This is a genomic window from Paracoccus binzhouensis, assembly GCF_016446475.1.
GTDB classification, from domain to species: domain Bacteria; phylum Pseudomonadota; class Alphaproteobacteria; order Rhodobacterales; family Rhodobacteraceae; genus Paracoccus; species Paracoccus binzhouensis.
Genome location: NZ_JAEHFP010000039.1, coordinates 23,642 through 34,428, shown reverse-complemented (window position 1 = coordinate 34,428; position 10,787 = coordinate 23,642). Strand labels below are relative to the sequence as shown.

Sequence of the window (10,787 nt, the reverse complement as noted above, 5' to 3'; positions counted from 1 at the left end):
GGGAAGCAGATCACTTGATCAAAGAACAAGGCCGCGCGCTCCGGCGGCACATCCCCTATGCGCAAAACCGCTTGACTGGGGCGACCCCTTACCGAAGTCCTGAGCGGCTTCGAATTGTCCCCCATGTGTCCCCCAGGGGTTTGTTAGCGCCGAAATCGCCTCGCAGGCAGTTTGGTCTAACCGCTTGTCATGTAAGGAGGTTCAGTGGTGAGCCCGACAGGATTCGAACCTGTGACCCACTGATTAAAAGTCAGTTGCTCTACCAACTGAGCTACGGGCCCATCGCACGGGGGGCTAACTACGGTCGGCGGCTGACAGGGTCAAGCGGAAAAATTGCCGCCTCTGGCAGAATCTTTCCGGCAGGAGTATGTCACCGCCATGGAACAGCAGCGAAACCCCGGCCAGAGCGCCCCTCTGCCCTTCATGAAGATGCATGGACTCGGCAATGACTTCGTGGTCATCGACGGCCGCCGGACCGGCGCGCTGCCGGATGCCGCGACCGTGGCCGCCATCGCCGACCGCCATCGCGGCGTCGGCTTCGACCAGATGGCCGTCATCCTGCCCGGCGAGAATGCCGATGCGCGGCTGGTGTTCTTCAACGCCGACGGCTCGCTCTCGGCCGCTTGCGGCAATGCCACGCGCTGCGTCGCCCGCTTCCTGATGGACGAGACCGGCGCCTCGGCGCTGCGGCTGGCGACCGACCATGCCCTGCTGGCGGCCGAGGATGCCGGGAACCGGCTGACGCGGGTGAACATGGGCGCGCCGGTGCTCGACTGGGAACGGATTCCGCTGGCCGAGGATGTCGACACCCTGCATCTGCCGATCGTGGGCGATCCGGTGGCGACCGGCATGGGCAATCCGCACATGACCTTCTTCGTCCCCGATGCGGCGGCGGTAGAGCTGGAACGCTTCGGCCCGGCGCATGAGCATCACCCGCTTTATCCGCAGCGCACCAATGTCGAGGTCGTGCAGGTCGTCTCGGACAGCGAGATCGTGCTGCGCATCTGGGAACGCGGCACCGGCGTCACGCTGGCCTCGGGTTCGTGCTCCTGCGCGGCGGTGGTCGCGGCGGCGCGGCGCGGGCTGACCGGGCGGCGGGTCACGGTGCATGTGCCGGGCGGCACACTGGAAATCGACTGGCGCGCGGACGGGGTCTGGATGACCGGCCCGACCGCGCATGTCTTCGACGGGGTCTGGCGCGGATGAAGGACCTGAAGGCGCCCGTGTTCGCGACCCTCGGCTGCCGGCTGAACGCCTATGAGACCGAGGCGATGCGCGAGATGGCCGAGGCCGCCGGGCTGCAGGGCGCGGTGATCGTGAACACCTGCGCGGTGACGGCCGAGGCGGTGCGCAAGGCCCGGCAGGAGATCCGGCGGCTGGCGCGCGAGAACCCCGGCGCCCCGGTCATCGTCACGGGCTGCGCGGCGCAGACCGAGCCCGAGACCTTTGCCGCCATGGCCGAGGTCAGCCGCGTCATCGGCAACCACGAAAAGATGCAGCCCGCCACCTGGGCCGCCATGCAGGCCCCCGACCTGATCGGCGAGACCGAGCGGGTGCAGGTCGACGACATCATGTCGGTCAGGGAAACCGCCGGCCACCTGATCGACGGCTTCGGCCGGCACCGCGCCTATGTGCAGGTGCAGAACGGCTGCGACCACCGCTGCACCTTCTGCATCATCCCCTATGGCCGCGGCAATTCGCGTTCGGTACCGGCGGGCGTGGTCGTGGACCAGATCAAGCGGCTGCGGGATCGCGGCTTCAACGAGGTGGTGCTGACCGGGGTGGACCTGACCTCGTGGGGCGCCGACCTGCCGGGAACGCCGCGGCTGGGCGACCTGGTCATGCGCATCCTGCGGCTGGTGCCGGACCTGCCGCGGCTGCGGATCAGCTCGATCGATTCGATCGAGGCCGACGAGAGCCTGATGCTGGCCATTGCCAGCGAGCCGCGGCTGATGCCGCATCTGCACCTGTCGCTTCAGGCCGGCGACGACATGATCCTGAAGCGGATGAAGCGCCGGCACCTGCGCGACGACGCCATCCGCTTCTGCGAGGATGCCCGCAAGCTGCGGCCGGGAATCGTCTTCGGTGCCGACATCATTGCCGGCTTCCCGACCGAGACCGAGGCGATGTTCGACAACAGCCTGAAGCTGGTCGAGGATTGCGGCCTGACCTTCCTGCATGTCTTCCCCTATTCGGCCAGGAAGGGCACGCCGGCGGCACGGATGCCGCGCGTGCCGGGGCCGGCGATCAGGGAGCGCGCCGCCCGGCTGCGCGCTGCGGGCGATGCGGCGCTGGCCCGGCATCTGGCCGCGCAGGTCGGAGAGACGCGCATGGTGCTGACCGAGGGGCCGCGGCTGGGCCGCACCGAGCATTTCACCGAAGTGGCCTTCGACCGCGACATGCCCGAGGGCACGCTGATGGAGCTGCGCATCGCCGGCCATGACGGGCAGCGGCTGACGGCCTGATCCCTTGCCGTTGCGCCGGGGGCTGTCTGCCCCCGGACCCCCGAGAGTATTTGTAGAACGGAGAAAGACGGGGTTTCCGGCGGGCTCGTCGCTATGGGGCCGGGCAGGTCGCGCAAGATTGGCTTGCCGTATTGCGGGGCTGCCCATAATCCTTGGGGCGATGACCTTGCTTTATACGCATCCTTCGGGGCACTCGCATGTGACGCCGCCCAGCCATCCCGAACAGGTGGCGCGGCTGGATGCTGTCCTGGGCGCATTGGAGGGACTCGACCTGGTCCGGCGCGAGGCACCGGAAGCGGCCGAGGCGGACATCCTGCGCGCCCATCCGCCGGAATACCTGTCCGGGCTGCGCCGGAAATCGCCGGCCGAGGGCTGGGCCATGCTCGATTCCGACACCTATCTGTCGCCGGACAGCCTGGCAGCGGCGCGCCATGCGGTCGGCGGGGTCTGCGCCGCGGTCGATGCAGTGCTGGCCGGCGAGGCGCCCAATGCCTTCGTCGCCATGCGCCCGCCGGGCCATCATGCCGAGCGCATGAAAGCCATGGGATTCTGCATCCTGTCCTCGGTCGCCATCGCCGCCCTGCGGGCGCTGGACCATCACGGGCTGGACCGGGTGGCGGTGCTGGACTTCGACGTGCATCACGGCAACGGCACCCAGGACGTGCTGTGGGAGGAGAAGCGGGCGCTGTTCGCCTCGACCCATCAGGTGCCGCTTTATCCGGGCACCGGCGCGCCCGGCGAATGCGGCGCGCATGGGCAGGTCGTGAACGTGCCGCTGGCACCGGGCAGCGGCGGCGCGCAGGCCCGCGCCGTCTGGCAGCAGCTCTGCGCCCGGGTCGAGGCCTGGCGGCCGCAGCTGGTGCTGGTCTCGGCCGGGTTCGACGCCCATGCCGACGACCCGCTGGCGGCGCTGGCCTGGGACGAGGCGGATTTCACCGCCATCACCCGGATGATCTGCGACGCCGCGGCCACCTGTTCGGCCCCGGTGGTATCGGCGCTGGAAGGCGGCTATGATCTCGCCGCTCTGGGCCGCTCGGCGCGCGCCCATGTCGATGTGCTGAGGGAGACTGCGGCGTGACCGAGATCGAGAACATGTCCTTCGAGGAGGCGATGAAAGAGCTTGAGGCGACGGTCGGCCGGCTGGAGCACGGCGAGGCGACGCTGGAGGAATCGATCAAGCTTTACGAGCGCGGCGCGGCCTTGCGCGCGCATTGCGACAAGCGCCTGCGCGAGGCCGAGGAGCGGGTGGAAAAGATCACCCTGGCCGCCAATGGCCAGCCCGGCGGGACCGCCCCGGTCGAGGGCCTGTGATGCAGGACCGCCTCGAGGACGTGAAGGCGCAGGTGCAGGCCGCGCTGGAAGAGGCCATGGCGAATCTGCCCTCGGGCGAGCTGGCCGATGCGATGCGCTATGCCTGCATCGGCGGCAAGCGCATCCGCGCCTTCCTGGTGATGGAATCGGCGCGGCTGTTCGGCTTGCGCGACCGGGAATCGCTGCCGGTCGCCACCGCGGTCGAGGCGCTGCACGCCTATAGCCTGGTCCATGACGACCTGCCGTCGATGGACGACGACGACCTGCGCCGCGGCCTGCCCACCGTGCATGTGCAATGGTCCGAGGCGACCGCCATCCTGGCCGGCGACGCGCTGCAAAGCCTGGCCTTCGGCCTGCTGACCGATCCGCAGATCGGCGCGGCCGAGATGCGGCTGGCGCTGATCCGCGGCTTTTCCGAAGCGGTGGGCGGGCGCGGCATGGTCTGGGGTCAGGCGCTGGACATCGCCGCCGAGACCGCCATCGAGCCGCTGGACATCGTCGCCATCAAGCGGCTGCAAAGCGCCAAGACCGGGGCGCTGATCCAGTTCGCCGCCACCGCCGGCGCGGTCATGGCCGGCGAGGATCCCGGCCCGCTGGCGGAATATGCCCGCAACCTGGGCCTGGCCTTCCAGATGCAGGACGACATCCTGGACGTGACCGGCGACGAGGCCGAGACCGGCAAGCGCACCCGCAAGGACGGCGCGGCGAACAAGGCGACCTTCGTGTCGCTGCTGGGTCTGGAAGGGGCGCAGGACAAGGCCCGCAAGCTGGCCCGCGCCGCCGAATCGGCGCTGGAGCCCTATGGCGAGGATGCAGGAAACTTGCGGCAGCTTGCGCGTTTCGTTATCGAACGCGACGCCTGACAGCCCGCCCGGAGAGGGGCAAGCCATGACCCAAGACCAGAACGACCGCCCCTCGACCCCCTTGCTGGACCGGGTGCGGGTGCCGTCCGATCTCAAGGATCTGACGGACCGCGAATTGCGGCAACTTGCCGAGGAATTGCGGGCCGAGACGATCAGCGCCGTTTCCGTCACCGGCGGTCATCTGGGCGCCGGGCTGGGCGTGGTCGAGCTGACCGTGGCGCTGCACGCGGTCTTCGACGCGCCGCGCGACAAGATCATCTGGGATGTCGGCCATCAGTGCTATCCGCACAAGATCCTGACCGGGCGCCGCGACCGCATCCGCACGCTGCGGATGGAGAATGGCCTTTCCGGCTTCACCAAGCGTTCCGAAAGCCCCTATGATCCGTTCGGGGCCGGGCATTCGTCCACCTCGATCAGCGCGGCGCTGGGTTTCGCCATGGCACGGGAACTCGGCGGCGATCCGGGCGACGCCATCGCGGTGATCGGCGACGGCGCGATGAGCGCGGGCATGGCCTTCGAGGCGCTGAACAACGCAGGCGACCTGGACAAGCGGTTGTTCGTGGTGCTGAACGACAACGAGATGTCCATCGCGCCGCCCACCGGGGCGCTGTCGCGCTATCTGACCCGGCTTTACGCCGAGGGGCCGTTCCAGGACCTGAAGGCCGTGGCCAAGGGCGCCGTGGGCTTCCTGCCGCCCTCGCTGCAAGAGGGGGCGCGACGGGCCAAGGAGATGCTCAAGGGCATGACCGTCGGCGGCACCCTCTTCGAGGAGCTGGGCTTTTTCTATATCGGCCCGGTCGACGGCCACGACCTTGACCAGCTTCTGCCGCTTCTGCGCACGGTCAAGGCGCGGGCCGACGGGCCGGTGCTGATCCATGCCGTGACCCGCAAGGGCAAGGGCTACGGCCCGGCCGAGCGCGCCGCCGACAAGGGCCATGCCACGGCGAAATTCGACGTGGCGACCGGAACGCAGGCCAAGGCCAAGTCGAACGCACCCAGCTATACCTCGGTCTTTGCCCGGGCCCTGGTCGATCAGGCCAGCCGCGACGACAAGATCGTCGCCGTCACCGCCGCCATGCCGGACGGCACCGGGCTGAACCTGTTCGCCGAGCGCTTTCCGCGCCGCTGCTTCGACGTGGGCATTGCCGAGCAGCATGCGGTGACCTTTGCCGCCGGGCTGGCGGCGGGGGGGATGAAGCCCTTCTGCGCGCTCTATTCGACCTTCCTGCAGCGCGGCTACGACCAGGTGGTGCATGACGTGGCGATCCAGCGCCTGCCGGTCCGCTTCGCCATCGACCGCGCCGGTCTGGTCGGCGCCGATGGCGCGACCCATGCCGGGGCCTATGACATTGCCTTCCTGGCCAACCTGCCCGGCTTCGTGGTCATGGCCGCCGCCGACGAGGCGGAGTTGGCGCATATGGTCGCCACCGCCGCGGCCCATGACGAAGGCCCCATCGCCTTCCGCTATCCCAGGGGCGAGGGCATGGGCGTGGAGATGCCCGAGCGCGGCCAGCCGCTGGAGATCGGCAAGGCCCGCGTGATCGCCGAGGGCAAGCGCGTCGCCATCCTGTCGCTGGGCACCCGCCTGGCCGAAGTCATGCGCGCGCGCGAGGCGCTGCTGGCGCGCGGCATCACGCCCACCGTGGTCGATGCCCGCTTCGCCAAGCCCCTCGACCGCGAGCTGATCCTGCGCCTCGCGCGCACGCATGAGGCGCTGATCACCATCGAGGAGGGCGCGGTCGGCGGCTTCGGGTCGCTCGTCGCGCAACTTCTTGCCGATGAAGGGGTTTTCGACGGCGGTCTGCGCTTCCGTCAGATGGTCCTGCCCGATACATTCATCGATCATGCCAGCCCCGAGGCCATGTATCGCGACGCCCGCATGTCCGCCCAAGACATCGAGGCCAAGGTGCTGGACGTCCTTGGCGTGGCGCTGGCCAAACGCGCCTGAGAGGTGACAATGCTGCGTATCCTCATGGCCGGCCTCGTGCTGGCGTTCCCGGTCACGGCGATGGCCGACGACTATGTGCCGAACCTGTTCGACGTCACCGTGGTCGAGACCTGGGACACGCTGAACGTGCGCGCAGCGCCGGACGGCAAGGCCAAGGTCATCGGCAAGCTGGCCTCGACCGCCAAGGGGATCGAGCTTCTGGACCGCGACGCCTCGGGCAAATGGGGCCGGGTCAATGTCGGCGAGACCTCGGGCTGGGTGGCGCTGCGCTTCCTCAAGCCGCAGGCCTCGGCCTGGAAGCCGGCCGAGCTGCCGCTGACGCTGAGCTGCGGCGGCACCGAGCCGTTCTGGTCCTTCAAGACCGTCGAGAAGGGGCTGGTCTTCAGCGAACCCGACCAGCCCGAGCGCCCGCTGTCGCTGCGCAAGGTTATGGACCGCGGCATCGAGGGCGAGCCGATGCGCGGCATCATCGCCGGCGACGACAAGGGCCGGCTGACCGCGGTGATCCAGCCCGAACAATGTTCGGACGGCATGTCGGACCGCGCCCATGCGCTGGAGGCGACGGTGATCCTGGACGGGCAGGAACAGCCGTCGCGGATGCTGACCGGCTGCTGCTCGATCGCGCCCTAGACCGGGATGCCCTCGGCCCGGGCCAGCGCCGCAAGGCCGGCGCGGTAATCGGGATAGCGCAGCGTCACGCCCAGTTCGTGCTTGATGCGGGTGTTCGAAACACGCTTGTTCTCGGCATAGAAGCTGCGCGCCATCGGCGTCATCTCGGCGCTGGCGTAATCCTCGGCCGGGGGCAGCGGCAGGCCCAGCAGTGACGCGGCATGGCCGATCACCGCTTCGGGCGGTGCCGGATCGTCGTCGCAGACATTGTAGATCGCGCCGGGGCGCGGTGCCTTGATCGAGGCCAGCAGCACCCGCGCGATATCCTCGGCATGGATGCGCGAAAACACCTGGCCCGGCTTGACGATGCGCCGCGCCGTGCCCGCCCGGACCTTGGCAAAGGGGCCGCGCCCGGGCCCGTAGATCCCGGCCAGGCGGAAGACATGCAGCGGCAGGCCGTGTTCCGCCGCCAGCCGCTGCCAGCCCTGCTCGGCCGCGACGCGCTCATGCCCGCGGCGGGTCGAGGGGGTCAGGGGCGTGTCCTCGTCCACCCAGCCGCCCTCGTGGTCGCCATAGACCCCGGTGGTGGACAGATAGCCCAGCCAGCGCGGCCGCGCGGCCGCGATCTCGGCGCCGAAACCCGCCAGCACCGGGTCCGCGCCCCGCTCCGGCGCCACCGAGACCAGGATCGCATCGGCCCCGGCAACGGCCTGTCGGACCGCCGCATCGTCGCCCGGCCAGATCAGCGGCTCGGCGCCGGCAGCGGCGATGCGGGCGGTATCGGCGCGGGTGGTGCCGGCGACCTGCCAGCCCTCGGCCAGCAGCAAGGGCGTCAGGAAACCGGCGGAATAGCCGTGGCCGAAGACTAGCATCCTCATGCCCGCCCCCGCAGGATCTCGGCCGCGATGGCGAAGCTGCGATGCCGCGCCGCCTGGTCGTGGATATTGCCGACCAGGATCAGCTCGTCGGGCCGGTAACGGGCGATCAGTTCCTCGAGCCGGGCCGCCACGGTCGCCGGCGCGCCCACCGCGCTGACCGACAGCGCCTGCTCGACGGTGGGCAGGATATGCGCCGGCACTGCCTCATGGATGTCGTCGACCGGCGGGGGCAGCAGGCCGGGCATGCCGGTGCGCAGCCGGGCGAAGCTGATCATCTGGCTGGTGCGCAGCCGCTGCGCCTCGGCATCGGTCTCGGCGGCGATGACGTTCACCGCCAGCATGAAGCGCGGCTTCTGGCCGAATTCGGTCGGCTCGAAACGCTCGCGGTAAAGCTGCGCGGCCTGGTCCAGGTCGCCGGGCGCGAAATGGCTGGCGAAGGCATAGGGCAGGCCCAGCACGGCGGCGAGGCTGGCGCCATAGAGCGACGAGCCGAGGATCCAGACCGGCACGTTCGTGCCTTCGCCCGGATGGGCCGCGACCGGGGCACCGGGGCGCGGCGAGCCCAGATAGCGCAGCAGCTCGACCACGTCGTTGGGGAAATCCTCGTTGCGCTGCATCGAGCGGCGCAGCGCGTGCATGACCGCCCCGTCGCCGCCCGGCGCGCGGCCCAGCCCCAGGTCGATGCGGTCGCTGTGGATCGTCGCCAAGGTGCCGAATTGCTCGGCAATGGCCAGGGGCGCGTGGTTCGGCAGCATGACGCCGCCGGCGCCGACGCGGATGGTTTGCGTATGATCGGCGACATGGCCGATCAGCACCGCCGTCGCGGCGCTGGCGATGCCGGGCATGTTGTGATGCTCGGCCAGCCAGAAACGGCTGTAGCCCCAGCCCTCGGCGGCCTGCGCCAGCGCGACGGAATTGGCGATGGCCCGGCGCGCGTCCGAGCCTTCGGCCACCACTGCCAGGTCGAGAATGGAAAATTCCATGCGGATCACTCCTTTGCCCCTGTCAGATAGGGCCTGCGCTGCCGGCTTGCCAGCCCGCGGCGGCGCTGGCACTCTCCGGCGAAACTGGAGAATGCGCATGTTGACCGACAGCCGGAGACTTCCCATCGAGACGCCCGAGCCCGCCGAGCAGGTCCATTTCGACGATCCGGCCGCCGCCGTGGCGCGGCTGGTCGAACTTTACGAGCGCGCCTCGCATTTCCTGCTGGACCGATTCCTTGCCACGCTGCAGGGCAACCGGCCGCAGGCGCGGTATCGCGCGTTCTACCCCGAGTTGCGGCTGACCGTGCCGGTCCATTCCAAGACGGATTCGCGGCTGTCCTTCGGCCACGTGGCGCTGCCCGGAACCTATTCCACCTCGATCACCCGGCCGGACCTGTTCCGCGGCTACCTGACCGAACAGATCGGGCTGCTGATGAAGAACCACGGCGTCGCGGTCTCGGTCTCGGACAGCGACACGCCGATGCCGGTGCATTTCGCCGTGGCGACGCAAAGCGACCTGAACGTGCCGCAGGAAGGTGTGCTGAACTATTCGCTGCGCGACGTTTTCGACGTGCCGGACCTGAACACGATGAACGACGACATCGTGAACGGCACCGCGGGGCCGAACCCGGACGGCAGCCAGCCGCTGGCGCCCTTCACGGCGCAGCGGGTGGACTACTCGCTGGCGCGGCTGTCGCATTACACCGCGACCCTGCCCGAGCATTTCCAGAATTTCGTGATGTTCACCAACTACCAGTTCTATGTGGACGAGTTCGAGGCCTTCGCCCGCCGCGCGCTGGCCGATCCGCATTCTGGCTATACCGAATTCGTCGCGCCCGGAAACCAGGTGCTGGAACGTGCCGAGGACATCATCGCCACCGGCGCCAAGATGCCGCAGATGCCGGCCTATCACCTCAAGCGCCCGGACGGCGACGGCATCACCCTGGTCAATATCGGCGTCGGGCCGTCCAACGCCAAGACCGCGACCGACCATATCGCCGTGCTGCGCCCGCATGCCTGGCTGATGGTCGGCCATTGCGCGGGGCTGCGCAATTCGCAGTCGCTGGGCGATTTCGTGCTTGCCCATGCCTATCTGCGCGAGGATCACGTGCTCGATGACGACCTGCCGGTCTGGGTGCCGATCCCGGCCCTGGCCGAGGTGCAGGTCGCCCTGCAGGAGGCGGTGGCCGAGGTCACCCGGCTGGACGGCTATGAGCTGAAGCGCATCATGCGCACCGGCACCGTCGCCACCATCGACAACCGCAACTGGGAACTGCGCGACCAGTCCGGCCCGGTGCAGCGCCTGTCGCAATCGCGCGCCATCGCGCTGGACATGGAAAGCGCCACCATCGCCGCGAACGGCTTCCGCTTCCGGGTGCCCTATGGCACGCTGCTTTGCGTCTCGGACAAGCCGCTGCATGGCGAGCTGAAGCTGCCCGGCATGGCCACGGATTTCTATCGCACCCAGGTTGCCAACCACCTGCTGATCGGCATCCGCGCCATGGAAAAGCTGCGCGCGACACCCCTGGAACGCATCCACTCGCGCAAGTTGCGGTCCTTCAACGAGACGGCTTTCCTCTGACAAGACGGTTTCGGGACGTTTTCGCTGCGTCCGATCCGCGAAAACAAAGGAAAAAGCTTGAACTGCGCGCAAAAAGCTTGTGTAGCGGCTTTCGTGCCGCCAAGGTGGCGTCCGAAAATTTCCCGAACGGGGAACAACGAGGAGACAG

10 protein-coding genes and 1 tRNA gene are annotated in these 10,787 nt (G+C 68.9%); 8 read left to right on the top strand and 3 right to left on the bottom strand.

From position 1 onward, the window contains the following. Positions 1-205 precede the first annotated feature (205 nt). A tRNA-Lys gene (locus I9P22_RS11050) sits at positions 206-281 on the bottom strand. Between the two features lie 97 nt (positions 282-378). Here I9P22_RS11050 and dapF point away from each other — a divergent pair. The 7 genes from dapF to I9P22_RS11015 all read left to right on the top strand — a co-directional run bounded on the left by dapF (position 379) and on the right by I9P22_RS11015 (position 7,217). Continuing rightward, the gene (dapF, locus tag I9P22_RS11045) at positions 379-1,206 is read left to right on the top strand and encodes a diaminopimelate epimerase (RefSeq protein ID WP_199259533.1); all 828 of its coding nucleotides are present in this window, start codon (positions 379-381) and stop codon (positions 1,204-1,206) included. Positions 1,207-1,211: 5 nt separating this feature from the next. Next, positions 1,212-2,465: a tRNA (N(6)-L-threonylcarbamoyladenosine(37)-C(2))-methylthiotransferase MtaB gene (gene mtaB, locus I9P22_RS11040; RefSeq protein ID WP_199259535.1), complete on the top strand. Its 1,254-nt coding sequence runs from the start codon at positions 1,212-1,214 to the stop codon at positions 2,463-2,465. A 160-nt stretch (positions 2,466-2,625) separates the two neighbouring features. Next, a complete protein-coding gene (locus I9P22_RS11035; RefSeq protein WP_199259532.1) occupies positions 2,626-3,543 on the top strand; it encodes a histone deacetylase family protein in 918 nt (305 codons plus the stop codon). Next, positions 3,540-3,776 (top strand): exodeoxyribonuclease VII small subunit, encoded by a 237-nt coding sequence (locus I9P22_RS11030; protein WP_199259531.1) that lies wholly within the window; start codon positions 3,540-3,542, stop codon positions 3,774-3,776. The genes I9P22_RS11035 and I9P22_RS11030 overlap by 4 nt, the downstream gene beginning before the upstream one ends. Further along, positions 3,776-4,639, top strand: a complete 864-nt coding sequence (locus tag I9P22_RS11025) for a polyprenyl synthetase family protein (RefSeq protein WP_199259530.1) — start codon at positions 3,776-3,778, stop codon at positions 4,637-4,639. Before I9P22_RS11030 ends, I9P22_RS11025 begins: the two co-directional genes overlap by 1 nt. Before the next feature lie 25 nt (positions 4,640-4,664). Beyond that, complete coding sequence (dxs, locus tag I9P22_RS11020; RefSeq protein ID WP_199259529.1) at positions 4,665-6,587, top strand: 1-deoxy-D-xylulose-5-phosphate synthase; 1,923 nt, start codon at positions 4,665-4,667, stop codon at positions 6,585-6,587. 9 nt (positions 6,588-6,596) lie between these two features. Beyond that, positions 6,597-7,217: a COG3650 family protein gene (locus tag I9P22_RS11015; RefSeq protein WP_199259528.1), complete on the top strand. Its 621-nt coding sequence runs from the start codon at positions 6,597-6,599 to the stop codon at positions 7,215-7,217. On the opposite strand, the gene I9P22_RS11010 is transcribed toward I9P22_RS11015, so the two are convergent. Both I9P22_RS11010 and I9P22_RS11005 read right to left on the bottom strand, forming a co-directional pair. Continuing rightward, entirely contained in the window at positions 7,214-8,074 is an 861-nt protein-coding gene (locus I9P22_RS11010; RefSeq protein WP_199259527.1) for an SDR family oxidoreductase, read from the bottom strand. The genes I9P22_RS11015 and I9P22_RS11010 overlap by 4 nt on opposite strands. Continuing rightward, positions 8,071-9,057, bottom strand: coding sequence for an LLM class flavin-dependent oxidoreductase (locus tag I9P22_RS11005; protein ID WP_199259526.1), 987 nt, complete (start codon positions 9,055-9,057; stop codon positions 8,071-8,073). Before I9P22_RS11005 ends, I9P22_RS11010 begins: the two co-directional genes overlap by 4 nt. Positions 9,058-9,154: 97 nt before the next feature. Between I9P22_RS11005 and I9P22_RS11000 the strand changes: the two genes are divergently transcribed. Next, complete coding sequence (locus tag I9P22_RS11000) at positions 9,155-10,639, top strand: AMP nucleosidase (RefSeq protein ID WP_199259525.1); 1,485 nt, start codon at positions 9,155-9,157, stop codon at positions 10,637-10,639. The last annotated feature ends 148 nt before the right edge of the window (positions 10,640-10,787 follow it).

Bases quoted from the DNA above. Each gene is read 5' to 3' on its own strand.
- I9P22_RS11005 (WP_199259526.1), bottom strand. From the start codon at position 9,057: ATGGAATTTTCCATTCTCGACCTGGCAGTGGTGGCCGAAGGCTCGGAC.
- I9P22_RS11015 (WP_199259528.1), top strand. From the start codon at position 6,597: ATGCTGCGTATCCTCATGGCCGGCCTCGTGCTGGCGTTCCCGGTCACG.
- dapF (WP_199259533.1), top strand. From the start codon at position 379: ATGGAACAGCAGCGAAACCCCGGCCAGAGCGCCCCTCTGCCCTTCATG.
- dxs (WP_199259529.1), top strand. From the start codon at position 4,665: ATGACCCAAGACCAGAACGACCGCCCCTCGACCCCCTTGCTGGACCGG.
- I9P22_RS11010 (WP_199259527.1), bottom strand. From the start codon at position 8,074: ATGAGGATGCTAGTCTTCGGCCACGGCTATTCCGCCGGTTTCCTGACG.
- I9P22_RS11025 (WP_199259530.1), top strand. From the start codon at position 3,776: ATGCAGGACCGCCTCGAGGACGTGAAGGCGCAGGTGCAGGCCGCGCTG.
- I9P22_RS11000 (WP_199259525.1), top strand. From the start codon at position 9,155: ATGTTGACCGACAGCCGGAGACTTCCCATCGAGACGCCCGAGCCCGCC.
- I9P22_RS11035 (WP_199259532.1), top strand. From the start codon at position 2,626: ATGACCTTGCTTTATACGCATCCTTCGGGGCACTCGCATGTGACGCCG.